Genomic DNA, 25,741 nt, shown 5'->3' on the forward strand with positions numbered 1-25,741 from the left:
AATCGTCGCGCACCCCGACGATGAGAACTTATACCACTGAACTGATAAATCCCGTTATGATAAAGATCAAACCTGTACAATACAAAAACGTTGCATCATTTCTCTGACCGACTATGTACCTTTTGTGGGACCTGAGCTTTTTTGCAAAGTATAATTGAGCTTTTTTACCAAGTTGAATAAAAAGGGTACCGCTAAATTTGTGCTATAAATAATAACAAAATGAAAACAGTCAATACGATTTATAGCAACGGGGAATTTGTAAGCCCGCACGGAACGGAAATTTATGACCTCATCAATCCGTCTACGAATCAAAAGATTGGTGAAGTCACTTTAGCAGATGTAACCGACACAAAAAATGCCATTGCAGCAGCAAAAGCTGCCTTCCGAACATTTTCAAAATCCACCGTTTCGGAACGTATCGGTTATTTAACAAAACTGAAAACTGCGATTGAAAAGAGAAGGCAGGATTTTATAGATGCGATGATTGAAGAGTACGGCGGAACGCATCAATTTGTCACCATGAGCAACGCACATACCGGAGCCTGGTTTGACAGCATGATCGAAGTGCTTAACACCTTTGAATTTGAACGGACAATTAACGCCGCATCGGTGCGATTTCAGCCTGTCGGTGTTGTCGCGATTATTACGCCCTGGAATGCCAGTAACAGTTCGGTGGCCAGTAAAGTCGCTACCGCAATCGCAGCAGGATGTACCGTAGTCGTCAAACCCAGTGAAATGAGTGCTTTGCAGACGAATGTGCTCACGGAAGCTTTTCACGAAGCCGGTTTACCGAAAGGTGTTATCAATGTGGTGACAGGTCTCGGAAATGTAGTGGGCACGGAACTTACCGAGAATCCCGGAATTGCCAAAATTTCATTTACAGGTTCTACAGCCGTAGGAAAATCCATCGCTAAACAAGCCGTAGATACCATGAAACGCATTACGCTCGAACTGGGTGGAAAATCGCCGAATATTATACTGGATGATGCAGACCTCGATAAAGCAATTCCGATGGCCGTATACGGCGCTTATATGAACAGCGGGCAGGCCTGTATAGCGCCGACAAGACTCCTGGTGCCGCAACATAAGCTCGATCGGGTAAATGCCCTAGCAAAGGCCACTGCAGAAAGTATGGTTGTCGGCCCGCCACAAAATGCCGATACCAACATCGGACCGATGGTGAGCGTGAAGCAGTTTGATAAAGTACAGCAGTATATAAAAACGGGAATTGAGGGAGGGGCAACCTTGTTGACCGGCGGATTGGGAAAACCTGAAGGCCTGGAGGAGGGTAATTTTGTGAAAGCCACCATTTTTACAAATGTCAGCAATGCGATGACCATTGCCCGGGAAGAAATTTTTGGTCCCGTTTTGTGTATTATTCCTTATCAAACCGAAGCGGAAGCCATAGAAATTGCCAATGATACGCCTTATGGACTAGCTGCCTACATCTCATCGGCGGATAGTGAAAGGGCAAAACGTGTGGCCGAAGAGATCGATGCTGGGCGGATCTGTATCAATGGATTCAGTCACGACCCGATGGTTCCGTTTGGCGGATTCAAGCAGTCGGGCATTGGACGGGAATATGGTGTATATGGTTTGCAACCTTACCTTGAAATCAAAGCCGTACTAAGCTAATTTTTTATACATTTGACAAAGCGTTGTCGTACGAACGGCGCTTTGTATTGATCGATAATCTTATGATAGAAAATTCGGATATTGTCTATTCCTGTTACCACCAGGTGAGCAGAAAAGGGGAAAATTTTGTGGCTCAGCATACGATTTCATATCAACTGTCGGGAAGTTTTATGTTGTCCGACAATAAAGATAAGCATACTGCGCATCCGGGCGATTTTCATCTCATCCGAAAAAACCAGCTGGTGAAATTTGCAAAAATTCCACCACCAAACGGCGCCTGTGAAAGTCTGAATATCTACCTGAGTGACGAAACGCTAAAGAATTTTGCGAATGAGTACCAGCTGAAATCCGAACATTCAACCGTGACGGAAGCGCTGGTTAAAATTGATGTCAATGCGGTTCTCGAAAATTTTATCGTGTCGCTGAAGGCTCTTCTCCAAAGTAATTTGAATAATAAATCACTCACCGAGCTCAAAATCAAGGAACTTTTGCTAATCCTCCTTCAGACGAAACCAGCGCTCAAAAATATCCTGTTTGATTTTTCTGAACCGCATAAAATAGACCTTGAAGCCTTTATGAATCAGAACTACAGGTATAACGTCAATTTAGAGCGTTTTGCCCGTCTAACAGGCAGGAGCCTTGCTACTTTCAAACGCGATTTTGAGAAAGTTTTTCAAACCTCGCCGCATCAATGGATTTTGAAAAAAAGACTGGACGAAGCACATTATCTGCTAAAAGAAGAAAAGCGGGCTGCTTCGGACATCTTTGTTGATCTGGGCTTTGAAGATCTGTCGCATTTTTCCCATGCGTTTAAAAAGCAGTTTGGCTACAGCCCGAAAAGCCTATCTAATATTTAAAAAACTAAGCGGCGTTCTGAACTTCTTTCTTTAAGGATATACCCCTTAAGTTGGCTCCGTCGCTTGGTTTAATTTTGAAATACTCGATTAAGGATAGCAGTGATAAGCCAGCAATTAGCTGCAAGGCCAAGCTGAAATCCCGCATCTGATAAACCGTATCCTGATAATAACTGCTTGCCAGGTGTAGTGTCACTGCGCCTAGGGCGATCCCCATACCAAGTGCCATTTGTTGTGCCGTATTGTACAGCGTATTTGCATTGCTCATCTGTTCATTGGGCACGTCTGCATAAGCCAGGGTATTTAGGCTGGTAAATTGGAGCGAGCGTGTAAGGCCCGAGAAAAAGAATACAATTGCCACCAGCCAGATCGGCGTTTGTATGGAAAGCAGGGAGAGTCCGGCGGTTACCAGTGTTAAAATAATACCGTTGCCGATCAGGACCTTGCGGAAGTCAAATCTGCGTGTTATCCACATGGCTACGGGTTTCATGCTCATACTGCCGAACATGTTGGCCATATAGAGGAGTCCGGCGTGAAAGGGGCTCAGTCCAAAACCCAGCTGTAACATAAGGGGCAATATAAAAGGAGCAACATTGATCACCATACGGGTAATGGAGCCTGAAAATACCGTAACTCGGAAGGTTTTTACGTTCAGAATACTATAATCAATCAACGGATACTTGATCCGTTTGGAGTGCCAGATCGAAACGGCCATCAGCGCAAAGCTCGCCACAATAGTCGCAACTGGTTTTGTATAATCGCCTTTGGCTGCACCGATCATTTCAGTTCCCAGCATAATTCCGGCAAGACCGATACCGCTGATAAAAAAACCGATAATATCAAGGGGACGGTTATTTTCGGAATCCATCGCTGGAATAAATTGATGCACTGCCCACAGCGCAAATACACCGACGGGTATATTGATAAAGAAAATCCAGTGCCAGCTAAAATAGGTTGTAAAAAATCCACCCAGCACTGGGCCGATAATGGGGCCCAATAACCCAGCCCAGGCAATATAACCGATCGCTTCAACCAGATCTTTCTTTTCGGTGTGCTTGAGTACAATAAGACGTCCCACCGGTACCATGAGGGCTCCGGCAGTACCCTGGCAAATACGTGCAATGACGAAAGATGTTAGGTTGGTACTCAGTCCACATGCGATTGAAGAAAGTATAAATCCGATAATCGCCAAATTGAAAACTTTTTTTGCGCCGTACCGGTCGGCAATCCAGCCGCTGATTGGAATAAATACAGCTAACATGACGGTGTAAGAGGTAATACCTGCACTGAGGTGTACAACATCACTCTCAAAATCATGTGCCATTTTGGGTAAGGCCGTCGATATCGCTGTGGTGTCGAGCATCTCCATAAGTAAAGTGCCACCTACAATGAGCGATATGATGCGCGATTCTTTCTCCATCTTGCTCTTCTTAAATCCCGAACGGGAAACATTTGCGACAAAAGTAAGCCTATCTAAAAAAAGAAAAGTCATATAAAGGCAATTAAATGACCAACATGCCCGCGTATGTGTTTTCCGAAGAACCGAAGAAAAGAATTTATAATATTACTATTACTGGGCTGGAAGCCGCACCTTAAATGTGGTTCCGCCCGCTGAATTGCTCTCCACAGTGATATGTCCATTATGCAGTTCTACAATTTCACGGCAGAGATAAAGGCCTATGCCAAATCCCGAAATTGTTCCGACCTTATCTTTTCCTGCCCTGTAAAATCGCTCGAAAATCTGATCCCGGTCTTCTTCGGCAATACCCATTCCTTGGTCGCTGACAAAAATCTCTACATCCTGATTTGCCGTGGGCAAATAGCCAAATGTAATCTGGGTTCCTATCGGTGAATATTTGGCTGCATTTTCTACCAGGTTTTGGACAACCTGCGAAATCTTATTCGGGTCAGCAGCAATGGATAGACTTTGCGTCAGGTCAGCGACGATCTGATGGGAGTTTATCCTCAATTTAAATTCATCTTCAAGTTCTGCAAATAATTCCTTCAGATCAAACACTTCTCTTTCTATCATCATTCTGCCGGAGTCGAACCGCGAGATGTTCAAGAATCCATTGATTAAGTTCTTCATATTGCGAACTTGTCGAAGGGATTTCATTGTAATGTCTTGATAACTCGTGTTTGCTGTAAGGAATGCCTGACGCTGCATCAATTGAAGATAGGCGTTTATAGAGGTCAGGGGTGTCTTCAGTTCGTGGCTAACGATGCTTATGAAATCATTTTTCCGCTGTTCCTCAGCTTTTTGTTCGGTAATATCCCGTAAAGTACCGTTCAGACTTACTGCTTTTCCCTTGGCATCGTAAAATACTTTACCACGTGCCTGCACGAGTCTGCCGTTCGGGGACTGCGCATGGGCAATACGGTATTCAATAAAGTAATTGCCATCCGACTTTTCGCTAAGTGCATCAGTTATGGCAGTCATTACACGTTGCCGATCCTCTTCTATGATGGAAGAAATAGCGGCTGATAAATCCAATTGATCCTTATCGGCTAAACCAAACCATGATTTTAACAGCGCATTTCCGGAGAACAGATTATTTTTGGGCTCGTAATAGAACGTCGCAAGCTCTCCGGCATCAATAGCCATGGACAGCATGTGTTGATCTTTTTCATTTTTCCGCCGTTCAAGGACTTGGTCGGTAATATCTTCCAGGATGATCAGAATTCCAGTGACTTTGTTGTCAGTTGAAAAAATAGGTTGATAGATCGAGTTTACGATAGCCTCTCGCAGTCCGTCATTGTGACGCAGCAATATGGAGAGTTCATTGTTTGTTTTACGTTCGCCTTTTTCGAACGCTTCCCGGAGCCACTGATTCACTGGCTGGCCTTGCAGTTCAGGCCTTGCGATTTCGTGGGGCCGGCCCTGCACATCCGCTAATCGATGGCCCCAGATTTTTAATATTGTTGGATTGGCTATGTCAATAATCAGTTCCGGCCCCTTAAGCATCGCTATGCCGACCGGTGCCTGCTCAATAATTGTCCGCACTTGTTCACGGCTTTCTGCCAGAAGGTGTAAGGAACTGTTGAGCTCATCATTTGTAGCGGTCAATTCTTCGAGCGTTGCCGCCATTTCCTCCATCAGCCCTTGTTCCTTTTTTTCTTTTTCCTGTATCTGTTGCTGATGCTGCCTTCTTAAAGTAACGTTGCGGGCAGTGTTTAAAATACACCATGTTTTATTGTTTTGGTCTAATAGGGCTCTATATTCATAATCAAAATAATCAGTCACCGGAACACCGTTTTTTATGAGTCTGGCTGGTGCCTCGGTAACGGAATAGGATTTGCCCGTACGCCAAACCTCTTGCAGAATGGCTAAGAACGGCTGGTCTTCCAGTTCGGGAATAGCACTGATCAGCGCTTTGCCGATAACGGAAGCGTCTTTTCCCCATAGGGAAAGCATGCCCTCATTTGCGAACTGGATAGTCATTTCTGGTCCGGTATAGATTGACGTCGGCTCAGGAGAACAGCTCAGCGCCTGTAAGATGAGGTCTTCGCCGAATGAGGCACTGCCAAATTTTTTCTTGATGTCCATTAGACTAAATATAAAGAATACATTCAATAGAGTTACATATTATCTTCCGCTCTGAGGAATAATATTTCAACCAAAGTCGGATCAACTGCTTTGTGTATAAAAATCTCAGCGAAGATTGTCTAAGGCTTCGCATAAGGTAATCGTTCAATCCGGCTTGTGGTATGATAGCTGTCAAGACCACTTGAGGTAACTGTCCCGGCTTCTTCGATATCGATATAACCATCCTCTTTTAAGCAGTTATCGGGCACTAAAGCTGTTTTTATTTGGCCGATGGTCAATGTTGTACCGTTCAGCTCAATAGCTGTTTTCTGAACAAAGCTGCAGGCGAATTTTATTTTACTTTCTTGAACAAAAGGGGCCGGAATATTTTCCAGGTATTCAGGGGTAAGTCCAACCTGTTCAAATTCGCTAACACCTTTTGGATATTTTGCACTACATTGGTGTGCCTCATGCACAAATTCGGGTGAGACATGATTAATCGTATACCATTTCTGCTCGAGGATATTATCCAGGGTGCTGCTAAAATCTGTCGCCGGCCGAAGTATAATGCCACAGAGTGCCGGATCTGCGCCCAGGTGGAACAAACTGCTGAACGTGGCAAGGTTTTCACTTCCGTCCCTGTTTTTTGTACCGATCAATACCAGGCTTTTAAATCCGCCCAGCGAGTTTATAAAATTTGCTCTGTATCTTCTTTCAAATGCCGCAATGGCCTGTTCATTATAAATCATCGTTTAAAAATACTTTTCTAAGTGTTAGCAATTCTATTAATCATGCCCCTAAATATGAAGCCGTGAAAAGGCCATACGGCATACCAATAGAGCCTTCCGGCAAGGCCCAGGGGTCTAAAGGTCGCGGTCTGCAGCAGGATATTATCTTCGATTTTAAATTCTAGCCATGCTTCTCCCGGGAGTTTCATTTCGGCATAGAGCAGTAATCGTTTTGTCTTTTTATCTGCGATCAGCACGCGCCAAAAATCAAGTGCATCACCTGCAGCCAGATCGCTTTTATTTTTTCGCCCTCTCCGCATACCCACTCCGCCGACCAATTGATCCATGAATCCACGGATTTTCCAGAGCCAGTTGCCATAATACCAGCCAGAATTTCCTCCAATGGACCAGATTTTGGTCAATGATGCTTCACTATTGTGAAGGGGAACCGAGCGGACATCTTTAAAGCAACCATAACTGGGCACTTCCAGCAGCCTGCTGAGCCCGCCCGATAAAATGTGACTGGTCTGTGCATCTTTCCAGCTGGAAACCACATTGTCGCTTTCAATTTTTTGAAATGCTAATTGGATGGATTGCCTGTAATTGATCAACATAATACCGAGTTCTTCCGCTAAATTATTGGGTTTACAGATCACTTCTACTTTCATGCTATCGACCAGGTTTTTGGCCAGGTTATAGGACGTCGAGGTAACAAAATAGAGCCAGTAGGAGGAAAGCCGCGGCGTCATGAGCGGGATAACAAAGATCTGTCGCCTCAGTTTTCGTTCGGCAGCATATTGCAGCAGCATCTCTTTATAGCTAAGGATGTCTGGACCGCCGATATCATAGCTTTTGTTAAAGGTATGCGGGTTGGCGATAACACCGATCATAAATTCGATCACGTTGCGTATGGCGATGGGCTGACATTTCGTTTGCAACCATTTGGGCGTAATCATAACCGGGAGCTTTTCCACAAGATCCCGAATAATCTCGAAAGATGCGCTTCCCGAGCCAACGATGATACCGGCCCGCAAGGTGGTGATCGGAACCCGTCCACTGGCCAGGATGTTTTCTACGTTTCTTCTCGAGTCGAGATGCTTCGATAAGTGATCTGAATTAATTATTCCACTCAGATAAATGATCTGTTGCGCGCTGGTTTTTTCCATAAAGTTGCGGAAGTTGGTCGCACATTGCGCTTCCATTTGCTGGAAATCACCTGACTGCGTCGCCATGGAATGGATCAGGAAATAAGCAATATCAATTTCAAGTGGAATTTCTTTCAGACTTTCGTTATCCAGGAAATCGACTTCAACAACTTGAACATGCCCCGGAATTGCCGAGGTATCAAAACGATTCTTATCTCTTACACAACAAATAATTTCATGTCCCTGTTCTAACAACACAGGCAAAAGACGTTTTCCAATATACCCCGTCACTCCGGTCAATAGAATTTTCATAGCCTGATTTGTTAAGTTCAGCTGTTATTTACTGTATACAAATATACCAAAATGCAACCTAATTTGTTTTTATTTGGTGTGTTTTTATTCTAAAGTAGAAATGGGCACGCTATTGATCTTTTATTTCTTCAGTAAGCAAAACTTGAATTGCAACATCATGTGTACAGCGTTTTTGGCTCTGCCCTGGCTTCGGCCAGCTCCAGTGGGGGATAATAAAGGCGCACGAGAGCGTGCGCCTTACAGTTTATGAATGCAGTTTTTGACAAGCTGCTTTGGTGGAAACACTTAACTTCTGATTTCCCTTCGCATAAAAATGTAATAGGACCAGGCAAAACAGACCATCATGGCTGCGCAGAGTCCACTGACCTGTGGCCAGACCATCAGAAAACTTTCCCGAAAGGAAAGCGGTGCGGGGATGGCACCGACCATCTGTTCCATGGAAATGGGACCTAAGCTGCGTACAGAGGGCATCAATAGGGTAGTGGTGGCATCGGTATAGAGCTGGCTCGGTGATAAGCGGAGCAGATTTAAGATGAGCTCATTATAGCCGATGTACTCCTGCTCCGAAATATAATTGGGGTTGGGCAAAAAGGGACGTATTGCCAGATTGACCAGGATAGGAAAGAATACCGTAAAAAACAACCAGATGCCGATAGCGGTAAGTGCTGAGGTGGCCGGCTGGCGAAAGCGTATCGACAACAGGATGGAAAGGCTCAGCCAGAAGGCAACATAGAGCACACTGATCAAGGTAAAACCGAAGATACGCAGCAACTCCTGGGGTTCTATCCGGACACCTGTACCCAGGAGACCGCCGCCGATCATCAGCATGACCAGCGCAACAAATAATGTGCCCACCACGGCCAGTGGCGCCAGAAATTTGGCGAACAGCAGGTTGTCTCGGTAAATTGGCTGCGCCAGCAAACGGGTGAGTGTTCCGTTGTTGTATTCTGCATTGACGGCGTCAAAACCCAGGGCTATGCCTAGTAGTGGCGCTAGAAAGTTTAAAAAAACATGAAATGGCGGAATGGAATTATCCGTTGTGGTCAGTAGCTTGAGATAAAGAAATGACTGATCAGGATCGCGCATATTGCTGACAGCGTCTTTGAGCCCCATGGATGAAACATAGAGGGATGCGCCGAAAGTCAGTACGATGAGCAGGATCAGTATAATAAAACGCCAGCTGCGGATATGTGCCGCAATTTCTTTGCGGACCAACACCTGCATCGGAAAGGATGGCCGTTTATTGGTATCTTTTGAAGAAACCCTTGGATTTTTCATAGGCATTATCTGTAGTTATGCTGTTCTCAAAATATGTATTATAAATATCGTCGAGCTGGTAGTCGTTGCGGTTCACGGAAACGATATCAGCGCCATTGTTTACCAGCATGCGTACCACTATTGCTGTCATATCACTGTCTGTCTTTAGTTCGATCGTAAATCCGTTCACTTTAAGATTACGGAGTCCGGGCAGGGCCTTTAATGCTTCTTCAAACCGTTTGGGGTCGCCCTGGGCATGGTCAAGGGTAATGACGGTACTGATACCTTTCTGCTGCTGCAGGTTTTGGGCAAGGCTTTCGAGCGATCCTTCAACCAGTAATTTTCCGCCAACAAAAATACCCACCCGATCGCATACACGCTGCACCTGGTGGAGGTGGTGTGAAGAAAGCAGTACCGTTAGGTTATGCTCCCTGCTGAGCTGCTTGATGAGCTCAAGGAATTCGTCAACACCCTTGGGATCAATGCCCAGTGTAGGCTCATCAAGGATGGCAACCTCGGGAGCCTTGATCAGCACTTCGGCCAAGCCTAGACGTTGTTTCATACCGCGGGAAAAAGCGCCGGTTTTTTTATGCATTTCCCGTTCGAGCCCCACGACATGTAACATGTCTTTTGCAGAAGCTTGTGCATAGGATTCTGTGAGACCATTTAATCTGGCAATAAAGCTTAGGTTTTCCAGCGCTGTCATATCCGGGTAGAAACCTACGTTGTCGGGCAGGTAGCCGACTTTTCGTTTCACGGCGATCGGATTGCGCGTGGCATTATGGCCACAGACATAGGCTGTGCCGGAAGTGGGTTCGGTCAGGCCCAGCATCATGAGGATGCTGGTTGTCTTGCCGGCACCATTGGGGCCGAGCAGGCCAAAGATCTCTCCGGGATAAATGTGCAGGTCCAACTGATCTACGGCGGTTACTTTGCCATAGCTTTTTGTCAGGCCTGTCAATAGAATGATAGGATCCTTCATCATGATAATCTTTTTGTAGCGCCCTTATCTGCGGCCGTATTTGCGGATGAGAAAATACACCAAACCAATGGCCAATACAATGACAAGCATACCGATCCACCCAGAAAGCAAAGAAGTTTTCACAATCATACGGAATGAAATGTCGGCGCTGCTGTTGGATGATTTGATCTCAAATTTGGAAGCATAGTCACCGGCAATAGTTTTGTCGGGAACTTTTAGGTTGACTTTGACGTCAATAGATTTACCTGCTTCGAGCTGTTTGATGTTCGACGGATCGAAGCTTGCCTCCCATCGGCTGGGTAATTGGGACGTCAGTTCCAAGGTATTGAGCGGCAGGGTGCCCGTGTTTTTGACTTTAAGTAGAATTTCTTTGCTGCTACCAGATACGACTTCGTCACTTAGCCGCCCACTGGGGGTGGTCAACTCAAGGGCATAGGAGCCTTTAATGACTGCTTCGAGCTCAAGCTTTAAGGTATCGGTTGAGGATATAGCCCGTATCGGAATTTTATATTTATCGGGCTTGGCCGTGATCGGACAGCTGATTTCAATGCTGATTTCCTGTGCCTTATTGGGCTGCATCTGAAGGGAAGTCACTTGCGAGCCTTCTACGCGGTAGCTAATCTGCCATCCATCGGGCAGCTGGGCATTCAGGTTGTAGTTAACCAATTGAGCGGATCCGTTGGTCAAGGTCGTCGTATAACGAAAAGGTTCGTTGCTGGGGGCCTCAATATTGATGAGCCTCGCTTCGAAACCAAATTTTAGGGGCTTCAAGGCTTGCCCCGATAGATAGAAACTGTTAGCCAGCACAATAAGTGCGATAAGAAATGGCCTGAAAGAAAAACGTCGGTCTGTGTTTGTAATTAGTAATTCTGTTAACATGATCCAATAACTAAAATTTATATTTAAATAGAATATTAGCTTTTAAAAAATGTCGGTTTGGGTATCAGCTACCTTTTTGAAAAACCGCACCCAAATTAAAAATCAATTTGATAAAAATCAAGATTGAAATAAAAAAATAGTGTAAAAAAATTGTGTTTAAATGGTCTATAGACTGATAGCTTGTGTTGTATGCTAAAGTGCACTTCCGTCAGTCAAAGTTTACTGAGCGGAAGGTTTTCTTGATGATAATCTTGGTATTCTCGGCCAACTCATCCAGTGTACAGTGGATGGATCGTAATTGTGTCCTCTGAATCGTAGCGTCGCTCAGGAGAAGATTAATGCGAAGACGTCTGCTGTCTGAGGCTTCAAGCTCACCGCGCAGTTCATCAAACAGTTCATGAATAATCTTTTCGCAGCTTTTTTGGTCAAAACTGGCGATAGTGATATAATGTCCGTGGCTGTACATCTGTAATTCAATATAGTAATTCGACGTTTTCATAATCTTAATATTAAAGACTGAAAAAATAGGTTAGCCTCCACGGGAGGCTAACCATTAAAATTTGCTATCTGGATCTTTAGGATATTTCGATCATCCGCGGTTCTTTCTGTTTGGCTTCTTCTTTCTTCGGTATTGTCAATCGGAGCATACCATTCTCATAGCGTGCCTGAATATTGTCCTGATCGACAACCTCCTTCTGAAGTTCGAAGCTGCGTTGGAAAGATTGGTAGCTGAACTCCCGGCGTGTGTAGTTGTCGTGATGTTCCTCGTTTTGTTCTTCCTTAGCCGAGGATATGGTCAAGAGATTGCCGTCGAGTGTCACCTTAAAATCGCCTTTGGCCATGCCAGGTGCGGCGACCTCCACTTCGAAGCTTTCTGCGTTTTCCTTGATGTTGACCGCAGGAACGGTGGTACTTGTTGATGAGTAATTTTTGTTGTCCCAGTTTAAAAGCTCGCGGTTAAAATTATCAAACATGGGCGAAAAAAGTGAAAAATTGTTCCAGTTTCTTTTTGCAAGTTTCATAGTAACCTCCTTTTAATGAAGTATAACAATAATTTAAATCTATCAGTCGGCCGACTGTATTAAAAATCTCACAAAAAAAGTACCGAGCTTAAAAAACTGAAATTTTTGCAGCAAAACTGTCAAATTTTACCTGATAAATTGACAGAAAAGATAGACGCTCTGTACAACATACCGAAAATTTGGTGGAAGCTACCAACTTCTATGGCACATAAAGGCCATAGGGAAGGGACAAAGAAATGAAGCGACGCGCTAATAACTAGGTTATTTTGACAAGGCCTCCAGCACTTTTAAATGCGATCTAAATGCTGTCCAGAAGCTCCGAAACTCGTTGTATTGTATTTTATATTCCTTGCAGGTCTGCTTCACAATCCTATTGAGCGCAGGATAATGAACATGGCTGATCTTTGGAAAAAGGTGATGTTCAACCTGAAAATTGAGACCGCCAAGCAACCAGGTAAGTACCTTGCTGCCCGTAGCAAAATTTGCGGTGGACTGAATCTGATGAATCATCCATTCTTCTTCGACCTTTGACTGGTCAATGGTTTTGAATTCGGTTTCTTCCACCACATGGGCCAGCTGGAATACTGTGGCCAGACTCATACCACACACCGTACCAGAAATCAGCAAACCGATAAGTGTGGGCAGCCACCCGACGAAAATGATCGGAATAATGACAAATAAGCTGAAGTGAATTAGCTTACTGACCCAAAAAATAATACGCTCTTTGACCGGAAAATGAAATTGCTCAGTTTTATGTCCCATGCGCCCACGGAAATATTTCTCATAATCCTGATAAAAGATCCACGCTAAATAGGAGATTCCATAGAGCAGCGGAAAATAAAAACGCTGATAGCGATGGTGTTTCCGAAGTTTCTGGTCGTGGTGTATACGCATAAACTTTACTTCGATATCGTGATCTTCGCCATCGATATTTGTATAGGTGTGGTGTGCAATATTATGTTTGAGCTTCCAAAAGTAGATATTGCCGCCCAGAAGATTGAGCGAGTAGGAGAGCACAGTGTTCAGGTTTTTATTGTCTGAAAAAGAATTGTGCCCAGCATCGTGCATAATGTTAAAACCAATCGCAGCGAGGTTAGCTCCGAAAATGATACATAATGCTATTGCAATACTCCAATGCAAAGGTGCGAATACCAGAAGGAGGTACAATACCGCAAAGCTGATCAGGAGGATAGCGGCTTTCAGATAGATCTTACGATTCCCGGTTCTTGGCTGAAGTGAATTTTGAAAATAGTTATTGATTTTTTGTTTTAACGTTTTAGAGAACAATGTATTTACATTGCTGAATTTTACAGACTGGGACATTTGGATTTTTACTCGAGAAATATGCTTAATATTTATTACGTTCCATCTTGAGCGATAGAACAATGTAAATATACGCTATAAAATTTGAAAGATCGCGGTAGTAAAGTTAAAGATTGTTAAAGGTCATTCTGCCATCCTTGATTTCCCATGGCCCGGAAGATATACCTTTTGAATTTTTGAAGCCTCCGAAAACAATATTATGACTCCCGATAAATTCCTTCAGACCCAATAAAATAGATACATATTGCCTCCGGTATTTATCCTAAGGTCGATGATCCAGGCTTTATTTTATAGACCTTCCCTTCTGGGAAGCAAAGGTTGTTGTGCGTCCAAGCTGCAGAAAGCAATTAGCGGTGGATTTGATTAAACTATTTTAGGCTGCACGCTGTTCTCAGAATAACTGTACATACATGTGACAGGCAGGATTGAAAACAAAAAGAACACCATATGAATGGATTCAATAAAAATATGCTGGGCGGACTGATCGGTGCGCTTGTACTCAATGTCGTCCATAGCGCGGCTAAAAGGTTTGATAATCAAGCGCCTGAAGTCGATAAAGTAGGCGAGGAAGCAATAAAAAAAACAGTTCGTTTTGCCGGATTTAAACCGCCAAAAGGCAACGCGCTGGTGGCAGCAACTTTTGGCACAGACGTAGCTTCCAACGCCATGTTATATACCCTCATCAGCTACGGCGGTCAGAAAAATCTGCTGCTCAAAGGAGCACTGCTCGGAACAGTAGTAGGCCTGGCGACATTGACCATTCCTGAGCAGGCAGGTCTGGACGCTACGCCGATAAAAAAGACCGACCGTACCAAGTTGATGACCGTGGCCTGGTATGTGATCGGAGGATTGGCCGCAGGGATGGCCATGAAAGCATTGGGGAAGCGCAGGTTTCTTTAAATGTAACACACAATTCGCACTAAAATTTATTTTATACTGTTCTGTCAGTTAAACGATTGCCTGAATGCTAAAGGTGAAACATTGGTTTTTTTCTTAAACAGTTTGTTGAACGATTGCGGATGTTCAAAACCGAGTTTGTAGGCAATTTCGGCCACGGAAAGGCTTGTCGCCGTGAGTTGTTCCTTGGCTTCTTCAATTAACTTGTCGTGAATATGCTGCTGTGTGTTTTTACCGGTAACGGAACGTAGTAAATCGCTTAAATAACGTGCTGATACATGGAGGCTTTCGGCTAAATACTCTACGGTTGGAAGCCCTTGTTTTAAGGTTTCTTCGCTGTCGAAATAATCGTCCAGCAATTTTTCCAATTGGGTCAGCAGCGCATGGTTAACCGCTTTCCGAGTAATGAATTGACGCTCATAGAAACGGTTGCTGTATTGCAAGAGCATATCAATTTGGGACAAAATAATGTCTTGGGTATGCTTGTCGATATGCTGATATTCTTGTTCGATTTTAAGAAAAATTTCTATAATGTCTTTTTCTTCGCGTTCGGAGAGATGTAATGCTTCGTTAAGCGCATACGAAAAGAAATTGTAGTTTTTTATTTTGGTGGCTAGGGGATGGGTATACAAAAAATCAGGGTGGAATAGGAGCATGTAACCTTTTCCGCATTCGACCTTCATCTTTCTGATTTCGGCCATCGTTAACGATTGAATCTGCTTGGGCGCAATAAAATTCATTGTTCCTTTGTCGAAATCGTAATATTGTTGGCCGTACTTTATTTTTGCAGTAACATCTTTTTTCAGCGAAATACTGTAGAAATTCACGTAGAACTGCTCCCAGATGTCGCTTTCATCGGGTTTTATTCCAGCTACATCAATTACACTGACGAGCGGGTGTAATGGGGCCGGCAAGGACAATTGCCGATGAAATTCGGATATGGAATTGATACTATGCATCCTTTTTTTGTTATACAAATTTACAAAAAACAACTGCCTCGCAAGGCAGTTGCTGATTTAAAAAATTAGGCCTCAAATTGTTTCGCGATTTCTTGCCTGAAGGCTTCTTTTCCGATTTGTAATCGTCTTTCATAGAGTGCATGTGCATCTTCGCCTGCCAGATAACGTACCTGATCTTTATTGTCCGTGGCGGCTTCATACACCACTTGGGCAATTTGCTCGGCAGTGGATGCATTTTGCATCATCAGACCCATTTGTTCGAACAGTTTGTCTTCGATGTCCTGATAGTCCGAAGCTCGGTTTAGATCCAAAGAACGACCTGCAAAATCTGTCGCTATTCCTCCCGGAGCAACTGTTTTGATGGCTATTCCAAATTTTTTCAGTTCAAAGGACATGCTTTCGCTCCAGCCCTCCAGGGCGAATTTTGTCGCATGATACATGGAATTTAGCGGGAATCCCATAAATCCACCAATCGATGTGGTCGAGATAAATAAACCACTTTTCTGTGCCTTAAAATGGGGAATAAAGGCTTGTGTAACCCGCAATACACCCAATAGATTCGTGTCGATTTGACGAAGTATTTTTTCGTCGCTCAACGTTTCAAAGGCACCCATTAACCCATAACCTGCATTATTGAAAACGACATCAATGTTACTTATAGCGATTGCTTTTGCTACAGTTTCTTTGATCTGGGCAGCATCGGTAACATCTAATTTTAATAGCCTGATGTTTTCGATCCCGGTAAGTTCGGTTTCATTTTCGGGATTACGCATGGTTGCGATCACATTCCAACCCGCCTGTTGAAATAATTTGGCAGTTGCTTTTCCCAAACCGGAAGAAGCCCCTGTAATGAAAATTGTCTTTTGCATGCTGTTATTGTTTGATTCCATACCACAAATGTCTAAAGAAGGCATCGGATACCTGTTGCCAAATTGAGCTTGATTGTAGCCAAAATGACGAAATCAAAATGTGTGAAAAAAATCATCGCCAATGGAGCGGAAAATTCATCGACTTTGGCACGATTATTTGTTGATATTCGTTATAAAAATAATGCAATGTTAAGCTGATTTTTGCTCGATTTTATACTTTTTATCGTATTCGTATTGGCGTAATTGCTGTATTTTAAAAATTTTAGAAGATCTATATTTATGCAAGGCACAATTGACGGGATAAGCGGGGAACCACATCGTTCACAGGTGTTCCGTTTAACTTACAAAGGACAGGATTATCAGCTGGTGTTGTTGAAAAAATCTTTATCAAAGCTCGATACGGAATTGCCAATTTCGCTTGATGGAATTGACCAAAAACTCGTAAAAAAAGGCGACCACTGGTTTTTTGAAAACAGGCATTCAGATCAGCATTTTGCGACAGAAATCTGGCGCAATTTATCGCTTCGATATCGCCTCTAAGATCAAAAGTCTGCTGTATGGTGGCCCGCCGCTCAATATGCAGCAGATTTTAAGGATGCTATCTTAGCTTGTAGCCATCTTCCGTCTAAACTCCAGTGGTGAGAGCTCCGTTTTCTTTTTGAATAAACGATTGAGTGACTGCGGTTGTTCAAAACCCAGCTGATAGGCAATTTCGGCAACGGAAAGCTCCGACCTGGACAGCAGATCTTTCGCTTTTTCGATGAGCTTATGTTGGATATGGTTCTGCGCACTTTCACCGGTCTGTAACCGTAATAAATCGCTTAAATAGTTTTTCGACATATTCAGCCGCTCAGCAAAGTAGCCCACCTGCGGCAAGCCCTTGTGTTGGGTTTCGGCTTCAAAATACTGATCCAACAATTGTTCAAACCGGCTTACCAAGGGCACATTGTGTACTTTACGCGTAATAAATTGCCGGTTATAAAACCGCTGCGAATACACCAGCAACAGTTCGATGAAACTGACAATGGCATCCTGGCTATAGCTGTCGATCGGACTGTCATATTCGCTTAAAATCCCTTTTCCGATATTTCGGATCTGCTCCTTTTCCCGGTCGGACAGAAAAAGTGCTTCGTTGACTTCGTAATCGAAAAAACTGTAGCTGCCGATTTTGTGTGCCAGGTCATAGGTGCGGATAAAATCGGGATGGAAAACAAGGGAATAACCTACTTCGGCATGGGCAGTATCGGGATCAACACTGATCATCTGCCCGGGTTTAAAGAAGGTCATCAGGCCTTCCCGGAAGTCGTACTGATGTGGGCCATAACCCAATACGCATTGTGCATCTTCTTTGATGGAAATGCAGTACAGGTTGAGCTGAAAGGTGGTCTCGACCGTTGGATGTATATGCTTGTTTTTGGAGAAATCGGTGATGCTAAAAAGCGGATGCTGCGGTTTGGGCAGCTGCAGCGCTTCATGATAGTCGGCGATACTATTGATCCTGATCAGTACGGGTTCTTTCTTTGACATGCTCTTTTTGCCTGTTAAATGATAGCCTAATTTAAGTAAAATGCCATGCGCTTTCTGCTGGCATGGCATTTATATTTTTTATGATTGCAGCGGAATACTTACATCGCGGGATCCGGTATCCAGTCCGACCGGCAGAATAGCCTCAATGCGTTGCAGCTCTTCGGCGGTCAATAGGATGTCTGTAGCTGCGATATTCTGCTCCACATAGCGCACTCTTTTTGTCCCCGGTATTGGCACGATTCCTTTTTGGATCAGCCAGGCAAGGGCCAGCTGCGACGAGGTAACGTCTTTTTCTTTTCCAATCTGTTCGAGTTCACGCACCAGATCGAGGTTTTTATAAAACTGCTCGCCCTGAAACCTCGGGATAAGCCTGCGGAAATCATCTTCGGGGATATCGTCCGGCGACTTGATCTCACCCGTGATAAATCCACGGCCCAAAGGGGAGTAGGCGACCAGGCCTATACCCAGCTCCTGTGTCAGATCGTATACGCCATTGGTCTCCACCTCGCGTCCGAACAGGGAGATTTCATTCTGCACAGCCGTGATCGGGAAGGTCGCATGTGCCTTGCGGATCTGCTCGGCACTGACTTCCGAAATGCCCAGGTACCTGACCTTGCCCGCTGTGACCAGCTCGCCCATGGCACCTACGGTTTCCTCAATGGGTATGCTGGGGTCGGGGCGGTGCATATAATAGAGGTCAATCACATCGGTATCGAGGTTTTTCAGCGAGCGCTCGATAGACTTTCGGATATAATCTGGCCGACCATTGATACGCCAGGTCACCTGGTCGTTATCATCAATCTCAAAGCCGAACTTGCTGGCGAGGATATAGTCGTTGCGGTTGCCGCGTATGGCCCTGGAGATCAACCTTTCGTTTTCAAAGGGTCCATACAGATCGGCCGTATCCAAAAAGTTGCCACCCAGTTCCAACGATCGGTGGATGGTAGCTATGGATTCTTTTTCGTCGGCCTTGCCGTAGATATCGCCAGTGGACGCAAAACTGCTCATCCCCATACAGCCTAAGCCGATCATTGGAATTTCAAGTCCCTGCGCGCCTAATTTTCTTGTTTTCATCTGCTTCTTATTTTTGTTACCCAAAATTACGAAGCAGAGCCTGCAGCATGTTTACCCCAATTACGGAAACTTGTAACCGAATTACGGATCTAATCGCTAATTAAGCTACCCTGAATTTTTCGTTATAAGCATCTTCCAGGTACTGTCCCAACGTTCTTGTCCGCTCCGTATCAATGGTACTGATGTAGCGATGAAACATCTGCTCGGTACTGTGACCTGTAGCTTCCATCAGTAGCGGAGTAGGGATTTTACCGTAAAAATTTGAGGCAAAGCTTCTTCTTCCGATGTGGCTTGTGATCGCTTCCCATTTTTGCACAAACATTTCTACCGCCCGGAAGCCCTTTCTTTTGCGGACTTTGACCAGGCTATTGATACCGGCAAGTTCCGCGACTTCTTTGATCTGCAGATTATACTTTTGCGCAGTAAGCTTCTCTGGAAATACGTTTAAATTGCCCGACAATATGGTCAATGGTACCGGATGTAAAGGCAGCAGAATTTCTTTTTGCGTTTTCTGCTGGACAAATGAGATACAGGGTTTTCCCTTGATTATCTCGAGGTTCTGGATATCAAAATTCATGAAATCTGAAATGCGCTGGCCGGTGTAGCAGCTGATGATTAGCCAGTCCCGAGCTGCCTGTAGTCTTGGAGGGACATCCGTTTCCTTGAGTTTTACCAGTTCATCCTCACTGAGGGTGACAAAAAGATTGACTTTTTTTTCCTTGGGAAGCTCAAGTTCATATACGTAGGTTCTGACCCCTCTTTTCTCCAGAAAATTAAGCACCGTCCGGACAAAATGTATGGTGCGGCCGATCGTACTTTTATTGTATTCTTCCAGCTCGCCAAATTCAAGGAACTCTTTGACAAAGGATGCATTGACTTCGTGCAGCAAAAAGTGTCTTTGGCGATGGCCTTCAAATCGCTCGAGCAAATGGAGGAATACCCGGTAACGCTTGGAAGTCGGTTCGGAAATAAGGTGGGCACGGCTCCGGATATAAGTTTCCACATAATCTAGAAGGCTGTTGGCGGGGCGACAAGTCTTTGTACCATCACAATTTTCTTTTATGATCTTGCGGAGTTTGATATGCGAAATTTTGCTGTTTTTTGCCGCGACATTGCTCAGGTATTCGGCGATTCCGATTTTTAGCCTATCGAGCTTGGCATTTAAATTTTTATTTTTTTTGAGGTAAATATTGTGGGGTCGCTGTTTTTCGAAATCCCATAAATCCGGGCAAATTTTAAGGGGAGTATTGATCACATGTTCCGTCTGAGAATCATCAAGGATCGTGAGGGATATTGTTGAAAAGGGGGAGGAATATAGCAGCGTAAATTTGAAGTTTATCATTGGACTTGAATCTAATTTTCTGAAAATAAATATATAAGTTTTCCAGAGAAGTCCAATTCAGACTACAGTTCCAATAATCAAATGTAACTATTTTACCTTACAAAAAATAATCTAATAAATATTATTAAAAACTACACCTTAATCGCTATTCATTTCATGACAAATCCTATTCAGACAGATAATTTCATTTTTTATCCTTTATGAATCAGTTAATTGAAAAAAAGTTGTAGTCTGAATTGGACTACAGTGCTATGTAACTAACGCATATATTTCAAACTTAAACAGAATCGAAAATGAAGGATCAATTAAAGGCCAAACGAGAATATATAACACCTGCAATTCATGCAACCAGCGTGGAAATGGAGAATGCTTTCGGGGCTATACAGATTACTTTCGTAGCGGGAACTGAACAGGACTATTTGCCATTGGATATTTTGCAGAAGGGAGAAGATGGGAACTGAGATTGGAAGAAAAATAAAAATAGCATTTGTGGACGATAGTCTCTTTCAGCGGACGCTCATGAAAATAGTGCTTGTCAACAATGAAACATTTGATCTACGTTTTAATTGCAGCAACGGACTGGAGCTCCTGAAAAAACTCGAAAGTACCGCCGAGCTGCCCGACGTATGCCTTGCGGATCTTAATATGCCTGTAATGGATGGACATGAGGCCGCTCTTCATATCCGCGATCGGTTTCCATCGATTAAAGTATTCGGGTATACGACCACAGATAATATCACCGAACTTGAACGGTTTAAGGCCAACGGTGCACTTTTCATTTTCAGTAAAACCAACCTGAGAATGACATTGGACGAAATTAAATATTGGCTTGATGATGACATCCGATCTCCATTAAGCAAAGGATAGATACATAGCATAGCTCATTTATGGACAGTAAAGCGGCTGAATTTGAAATTATACCTTTAAAGGAATGGCAGCAGCAGCGGTTTCCCTACTGGTATCATGGTCAGGATCTTTTCACTATCCTGATACCATTTGATGACATTGAGATCCGCCTGGAGAATGATTCTTTTTGCATGGAAGGCAATACGCTCATTTTTATTGGTCCGGCGAAAGATTTTACCCTCAGGGGATCGGGCACTTCGAACGGGTATCTGATCCGCTTTACTTCACGGTTTTACGAAAGGTCGGCCCTGGATAGGACATTGATCAATTCGGGATTATTTTTTGACAGTGAAAGATTGCTCAAGGCCGTTAAAAGCCGGATAAAACAGGAAGAGATGAAGATGCAGATTATCGGAAATATCCAAGGTTATCAATCAAGAAACGCCGCGGTGACTTCGCTGATCGTGCACAACTTCATCGAGTCGGTCCTTTTACAAGGGATATGGGAAACAGATTTCGATAAGGAACTCAGCAGGGGTAGGGACAGTACGGTGCAGGGATTGGCCAACCGTTTTTCCATACTCGTACACAAACATTATAAAGAAAATTGCAACGTCAAATTCTATGCAGACAAACTACATATTACGCCAAGAAAGCTAACGAATCTATGTACAGAAGTCTGGAATAAAACGGCAAAGAATGCCATTATCGACATCGTTTTGAAAGAGGCGCTGCGCTATATTGAAAATACGGATCTTTCTATTTCCCAGATCTCCTATGAAATGGGGTTTTCAGAAGAGTCCAATTTTCGGCATTTCATCAAAAAACATTCGGGTTCCAATCCACTGCAATACCGTGGAAGAATGCGAAAGGCCAGCGGTCCATATGCGCATTAGCAGCTGTTTTTTTGTGCGGATTCGTGTAAAAAAATACTGGAACGAATCCCTTCGCCCCAGTGTCCATTAATATTATATTAAATAACAACCCGCAAAAAAGTTGTTATCCAAAAGTAGGGCGATAAAAGGTGTGAAAGTATGTGAATAGCGGCATTAAACGTGTAAAAAGTGGAAACCGAAAGGAGTGTGGGGGTATGTATAGCGGATCGAAGAAAATGAGATTGGGGCGAGAAAGTAGGGGCTGATTCGGTATTTAATAGAATACTTTAAAATAAATTAAATTATGGAAAAATTTGAAGATCAATGGCAGGATGGTGATGCGGATGTGGGACGTAAGATTAGAGAAGCCACATTAAATGATGAAGAGATCGGCCGATTAAGGGAGAAGCTCAAATCACTTCTGGGAAAATTTGCCGAGCATAAGTTGGTCGAAGGTGAGCTGCATCCATTCTTTAGGGATCAGAAGGTTCAGGATGAATACGATCATACGGTTCTTCTGATCGAAAAGAGACATGCCGAGATAAAAGGGCTGTTTTCTGTTAAAGATAACTGAAGCTTTTTTAAACGATTTCAATCTTACTCTTGTTTTTCTATCAATCCATTTGATGGATAAATAGTTAGAAAAGACCGGCACATCTTTGAGGTTTCTGGTCTATTCGTTCTAAAATAACCTGTCGATCTATGGGCTCGGCAAGATTGAGAACTTAACAAGCAAGATTGAAAAAGTAAAAAGACAACCTATGAACGGATTGAATAAAAATATGCTGGGCGGATTGATCGGTGCACTCGTCCTCAATATAGTGCACAGCGCTGCCAAAAGATTTGATTCCCAGTCGCCCGAAGTAGATAAAGTGGGTGAGGAGGCGATGAAGAAAACAGTACGCTTCGCCGGATTTAAACCACCCCAAGGTAATACGCTGGTAGCAGCTACATTTGGCGCCGATGTGGCCTCAAATACCATGTTATATACGCTTATCGGCTATGGCGGTCAGAAAAATAGGCTGCTGAAAGGAGCCTTGCTCGGTACTGTGGTAGGGCTCGCAACATTGACTATTCCGGAACAGGCCGGACTCGATGCCAAACCCATAAAAAAGACCAATCGTACGAAGTTAATGACGGTTGCCTGGTATGTTATCGGTGGTATTGCAGCCGGACTGGCCATGAAAGCGATGGAAAAACGCTAAGTTTTTTATAGCTCGGGCTTTGATACACCTTTTTAGGTACTATACGCTACACGGCTATGGTTCAACTGTACTACGCAGCTGCGGTTCAACTGGGCTCTACGCGGCAACGGTTCAACTGTACGCTAGGCAGCTAAGGTTCAACTGTACGCTGCGCGGCTACGGTTCAACTGGGCATTAGGCGGCAACGGTTCAACTGGGCTCTACGCAGCTACGGTTCAACGGTAGTTAGCTGCTGTGCGGTAGCGCCATTGTATTGAACTGATTAGCCAACTGTTGCGAATATGAATTAATATCCAGCGGATTGTAAATGTGATTAGCTAAATATTTATCAAGAGCAGAAAACAACTGACAAAAAGTGTAATTTACATTAATATCAGGTCTCAAGATCAGATTTTAATCGTTTTGAAATCGCTAAATTAAAACAATCATGATGAGAAAATATGTTGGTATAATGCTCTTTTTTATTGCAGCAGCGGGTAGCCTACATGGGCAAACGCTGACGACGAAATTGATCCCGATGCGTTTAGCTGCAAGTTTTGACCGCGTAAAAGAGGGCATCCCCGATATGTCCGGTCAGTTTGTCGACAGCAAAATCAAAATCACAGCGCTGGGAAGTACAGATTCGACTGCCCGTTTTGAAATCGAGGAGCAGGGGATAAGCATTGAAACGGTTGTGGATAACGAAAAAGAGTATCATAAATTGGTCACGGCTGCGGCAAAAGATGTTTCCAAACCAAGTATTCATATGCTGTATACGTACACGTTAAAGAATAAAAAATTGAAAGTACCGCCGCCGAGAAAAGTCTTTTTCTCTCCGGAATATGGGGTAATCTGGACTTTGACGTTAAAAAAAATAGCAGAAAAGGAAACCGAAGTTGTACTTAACTACAAATCACTATCGCCTGCATTCGCCGAGAAAATCGAAAGTGAATTTGAAAGCGACAGCTATTACAGCCACAAAATCGTAAAAATCGACGTCAATGATAAGCGAATGAATCACCTGATCAAGGAGATTTTGATCAATCAGATGCATGTCGACAGGGATTATCCCGCGCCAATCTATCCCACGCGCAATTAATCATTCCACATGAATTGAATTTTATCTATGGCTATTCCATTTCTTTACCCATGATAAAGTGTGTAAACCTTTATTTTATGTAATTTCTTTGCCGCTAACTGGGTAGCCGGATCGGCTCCCTGCGCCATAATTTGTGTATACGATAGTTTAAATGCAGTTTATTCTTTCAGTATGGCACTATTTGTGTGAATGTATTTGAACGATATTTCCATATTTTTTGATTTATTTTTACACAATTAGTTAATTATGATGCTCAACGATCAGTTTTTGCTGCCGATACTTGATATGTCTCCCTTGGCAACTGCTATATACAGCAGCCCCGATCTACATATAGCCTACGTCAATAAGTCTATGCTAGAAACCTGGCGAGCTGATAGCAGTATAGTCGGCAAAACGTTTTGTTCATGTTTTCCGAGTTTTCATAAAGAAGGATTTTCATCCATATTGAAAAATGTTTGGAAGACGGGAATCACGTACACAGCAAAGGATACTCCAGCAGATATTGTCTGTGGAAATCAAGTTGTAAAGCGCTATTTTGATTTTGAATACAAAGCTCTCCTTGATGATAATGGGAATACCTATGGCATTCTTCATTCTTCGTGGGATGTGACCGAGCGAAAACTAGCTTATGACATTGCCGAAAGTCAAAATGAGCAGTTGATCTTTAATAGAAAGCTTGATGCTTTTGCAAATACGTTATCTCATGATTTAAAAAATCCATTGTCAGTTCTAAAATTGGGAAATCATTTTTTGAGCAGAAACATTAACCTGCCACAAGATGTTAACCAAAAATGGCTTGAAAACATGAACATGGCTATACAGAATATCGAATCTATACTTGATAAAAAACTCCAGCTAAATAAAATAAGAGACCACAAACCTGTGATAGAGTACTTGGAGATGGATAAAAGAATGATGGAATGGACGGAAGAAGTCAAGTTGATATATCCAAATTCGCAGGTGAAATTTAAATTGGGAAAGCTTCTCGCACTGCGTACAGATGCCAATGCTGTTTATCAGATATTTTTTAACCTTATTTCAAATGCCATAAAATATGCGGCACAGACAGCCGATGATTATCTACATATCTACAGTGAGGAGACAAGTAAAGGAATTGTATACTATCTGGAAGACAATGGCGTCGGTATTCCTGATGTAAATCTCAATCTGGAATTTATGGCCCATGAAAGATTACATCTCCAACCGGATCAGGTTTCAGGAATAGGCCTTCCTCTGGTAAAAGAGCTTATCGAGCGTTTAGGTGGAGCTATTAATATTTCCAGTAAAATAGGGACAGGAACCGTTGTTCGTTTATTTTTTCCTACAATGCAACTCAACTGAAGTTTGTAAGGATTGTAGGTTAGCCGTGAATTTATATCTACCCTTAATTTGGTTAGAAATATCCA

The 25,741-nt window shown here is 43.4% G+C and carries 26 protein-coding genes; 11 read left to right on the forward strand and 15 right to left on the reverse strand.

The window, feature by feature from the left end; translation table 11 throughout:
• The first annotated feature begins 219 nt into the window (after positions 1 to 219).
• Both HS960_RS05845 and HS960_RS05850 read left to right on the forward strand, forming a co-directional pair.
• Positions 220 to 1,635, forward strand: a complete 1,416-nt coding sequence (locus HS960_RS05845) for an aldehyde dehydrogenase family protein (protein ID WP_182331769.1) — start codon at positions 220 to 222, stop codon at positions 1,633 to 1,635.
• A gap of 62 nt (positions 1,636 to 1,697) precedes the next feature.
• Positions 1,698 to 2,492, forward strand: coding sequence for a helix-turn-helix domain-containing protein (locus tag HS960_RS05850; RefSeq protein WP_182331771.1), 795 nt, complete (start codon positions 1,698 to 1,700; stop codon positions 2,490 to 2,492).
• Positions 2,493 to 2,496: 4 nt separating this feature from the next.
• Here the strand turns inward: HS960_RS05850 and HS960_RS05855 are convergent, their stop codons facing one another.
• The 10 genes from HS960_RS05855 to HS960_RS05900 form a co-directional block, all read right to left on the reverse strand.
• A complete protein-coding gene (locus HS960_RS05855) occupies positions 2,497 to 3,981 on the reverse strand; it encodes a DHA2 family efflux MFS transporter permease subunit (protein ID WP_202883762.1) in 1,485 nt (494 codons plus the stop codon).
• Positions 3,982 to 4,059: 78 nt separating this feature from the next.
• On the reverse strand, positions 4,060 to 6,036 hold the full coding sequence (locus tag HS960_RS05860; protein ID WP_182331773.1) for a PAS domain-containing sensor histidine kinase: 1,977 nt from the start codon (positions 6,034 to 6,036) through the stop codon (positions 4,060 to 4,062).
• A gap of 119 nt (positions 6,037 to 6,155) precedes the next feature.
• Entirely contained in the window at positions 6,156 to 6,764 is a 609-nt protein-coding gene (locus HS960_RS05865; RefSeq protein WP_182331775.1) for a flavin reductase family protein, read from the reverse strand.
• 17 nt (positions 6,765 to 6,781) lie between these two features.
• The gene (locus tag HS960_RS05870) at positions 6,782 to 8,200 is read right to left on the reverse strand and encodes an SDR family oxidoreductase (RefSeq protein ID WP_182331778.1); all 1,419 of its coding nucleotides are present in this window, start codon (positions 8,198 to 8,200) and stop codon (positions 6,782 to 6,784) included.
• Between the two features lie 285 nt (positions 8,201 to 8,485).
• Complete coding sequence (locus tag HS960_RS05875; RefSeq protein ID WP_182331780.1) at positions 8,486 to 9,478, reverse strand: ABC transporter permease; 993 nt, start codon at positions 9,476 to 9,478, stop codon at positions 8,486 to 8,488.
• A complete protein-coding gene (locus HS960_RS05880) occupies positions 9,441 to 10,442 on the reverse strand; it encodes an ABC transporter ATP-binding protein (protein WP_310441216.1) in 1,002 nt (333 codons plus the stop codon). Before HS960_RS05880 ends, HS960_RS05875 begins: the two co-directional genes overlap by 38 nt.
• A 21-nt stretch (positions 10,443 to 10,463) precedes the next feature.
• The gene (locus HS960_RS05885; protein WP_182331782.1) at positions 10,464 to 11,318 is read right to left on the reverse strand and encodes a COG1470 family protein; all 855 of its coding nucleotides are present in this window, start codon (positions 11,316 to 11,318) and stop codon (positions 10,464 to 10,466) included.
• Positions 11,319 to 11,526: 208 nt separating this feature from the next.
• Entirely contained in the window at positions 11,527 to 11,817 is a 291-nt protein-coding gene (locus HS960_RS05890) for a hypothetical protein (RefSeq protein ID WP_182331784.1), read from the reverse strand.
• Positions 11,818 to 11,893: 76 nt separating this feature from the next.
• Positions 11,894 to 12,340 (reverse strand): Hsp20/alpha crystallin family protein, encoded by a 447-nt coding sequence (locus HS960_RS05895; protein WP_153848215.1) that lies wholly within the window; start codon positions 12,338 to 12,340, stop codon positions 11,894 to 11,896.
• Positions 12,341 to 12,601: 261 nt separating this feature from the next.
• Positions 12,602 to 13,663 carry a fatty acid desaturase family protein gene (locus tag HS960_RS05900; protein WP_182331786.1) on the reverse strand — a complete coding sequence of 354 codons (1,062 nt, stop codon included), beginning with the start codon at positions 13,661 to 13,663 and terminating at the stop codon, positions 12,602 to 12,604.
• A 447-nt stretch (positions 13,664 to 14,110) separates the two neighbouring features.
• Between HS960_RS05900 and HS960_RS05905 the strand changes: the two genes are divergently transcribed.
• On the forward strand, positions 14,111 to 14,563 hold the full coding sequence (locus tag HS960_RS05905) for a hypothetical protein (RefSeq protein WP_182331788.1): 453 nt from the start codon (positions 14,111 to 14,113) through the stop codon (positions 14,561 to 14,563).
• 44 nt (positions 14,564 to 14,607) lie between these two features.
• Here the strand turns inward: HS960_RS05905 and HS960_RS05910 are convergent, their stop codons facing one another.
• Positions 14,608 to 15,519: a helix-turn-helix domain-containing protein gene (locus HS960_RS05910; protein ID WP_075992934.1), complete on the reverse strand. Its 912-nt coding sequence runs from the start codon at positions 15,517 to 15,519 to the stop codon at positions 14,608 to 14,610.
• Positions 15,520 to 15,584: 65 nt separating this feature from the next.
• Positions 15,585 to 16,388 (reverse strand): SDR family oxidoreductase, encoded by an 804-nt coding sequence (locus HS960_RS05915; RefSeq protein WP_182331790.1) that lies wholly within the window; start codon positions 16,386 to 16,388, stop codon positions 15,585 to 15,587.
• A 279-nt stretch (positions 16,389 to 16,667) separates the two neighbouring features.
• On the opposite strand from HS960_RS05915, the gene HS960_RS05920 reads away from it, so the two are divergent.
• Complete coding sequence (locus HS960_RS05920; protein ID WP_075992933.1) at positions 16,668 to 16,928, forward strand: hypothetical protein; 261 nt, start codon at positions 16,668 to 16,670, stop codon at positions 16,926 to 16,928.
• A 63-nt stretch (positions 16,929 to 16,991) separates the two neighbouring features.
• Here HS960_RS05920 and HS960_RS05925 read toward each other — a convergent pair whose 3' ends face one another.
• The 3 genes from HS960_RS05925 to HS960_RS05935 form a co-directional block, all read right to left on the reverse strand.
• A complete protein-coding gene (locus tag HS960_RS05925; RefSeq protein ID WP_159726347.1) occupies positions 16,992 to 17,915 on the reverse strand; it encodes a helix-turn-helix domain-containing protein in 924 nt (307 codons plus the stop codon).
• A gap of 78 nt (positions 17,916 to 17,993) precedes the next feature.
• Entirely contained in the window at positions 17,994 to 18,989 is a 996-nt protein-coding gene (locus HS960_RS05930; RefSeq protein ID WP_182331792.1) for an aldo/keto reductase, read from the reverse strand.
• Positions 18,990 to 19,089: 100 nt separating this feature from the next.
• Positions 19,090 to 20,331, reverse strand: coding sequence for a site-specific integrase (locus tag HS960_RS05935; RefSeq protein WP_182331794.1), 1,242 nt, complete (start codon positions 20,329 to 20,331; stop codon positions 19,090 to 19,092).
• Positions 20,332 to 20,624: 293 nt separating this feature from the next.
• Here HS960_RS05935 and HS960_RS05940 point away from each other — a divergent pair, with 293 nt between their 5' ends.
• The 7 genes from HS960_RS05940 (at position 20,625) to HS960_RS05970 (ending at position 25,676) form a co-directional block, all read left to right on the forward strand.
• Positions 20,625 to 20,792 carry a hypothetical protein gene (locus HS960_RS05940; RefSeq protein ID WP_182331796.1) on the forward strand — a complete coding sequence of 56 codons (168 nt, stop codon included), beginning with the start codon at positions 20,625 to 20,627 and terminating at the stop codon, positions 20,790 to 20,792.
• Positions 20,782 to 21,198: a response regulator gene (locus HS960_RS05945; RefSeq protein WP_153848205.1), complete on the forward strand. Its 417-nt coding sequence runs from the start codon at positions 20,782 to 20,784 to the stop codon at positions 21,196 to 21,198. Before HS960_RS05940 ends, HS960_RS05945 begins: the two co-directional genes overlap by 11 nt.
• Before the next feature lie 20 nt (positions 21,199 to 21,218).
• The gene (locus tag HS960_RS05950) at positions 21,219 to 22,073 is read left to right on the forward strand and encodes a helix-turn-helix domain-containing protein (RefSeq protein ID WP_153848204.1); all 855 of its coding nucleotides are present in this window, start codon (positions 21,219 to 21,221) and stop codon (positions 22,071 to 22,073) included.
• A 283-nt stretch (positions 22,074 to 22,356) separates the two neighbouring features.
• Positions 22,357 to 22,626 (forward strand): hypothetical protein, encoded by a 270-nt coding sequence (locus HS960_RS05955; RefSeq protein ID WP_153848203.1) that lies wholly within the window; start codon positions 22,357 to 22,359, stop codon positions 22,624 to 22,626.
• Between the two features lie 187 nt (positions 22,627 to 22,813).
• The gene (locus tag HS960_RS05960) at positions 22,814 to 23,257 is read left to right on the forward strand and encodes a hypothetical protein (protein WP_153848202.1); all 444 of its coding nucleotides are present in this window, start codon (positions 22,814 to 22,816) and stop codon (positions 23,255 to 23,257) included.
• A 427-nt stretch (positions 23,258 to 23,684) separates the two neighbouring features.
• The gene (locus tag HS960_RS05965) at positions 23,685 to 24,335 is read left to right on the forward strand and encodes a transcriptional regulator (protein ID WP_182331798.1); all 651 of its coding nucleotides are present in this window, start codon (positions 23,685 to 23,687) and stop codon (positions 24,333 to 24,335) included.
• A gap of 246 nt (positions 24,336 to 24,581) precedes the next feature.
• Positions 24,582 to 25,676 carry a sensor histidine kinase gene (locus HS960_RS05970; protein ID WP_182331800.1) on the forward strand — a complete coding sequence of 365 codons (1,095 nt, stop codon included), beginning with the start codon at positions 24,582 to 24,584 and terminating at the stop codon, positions 25,674 to 25,676.
• The last annotated feature ends 65 nt before the right edge of the window (positions 25,677 to 25,741 follow it).

The sequence above is a fragment of the Sphingobacterium paramultivorum genome, assembly GCF_014109745.1.
Lineage (GTDB): Bacteria > Bacteroidota > Bacteroidia > Sphingobacteriales > Sphingobacteriaceae > Sphingobacterium > Sphingobacterium paramultivorum.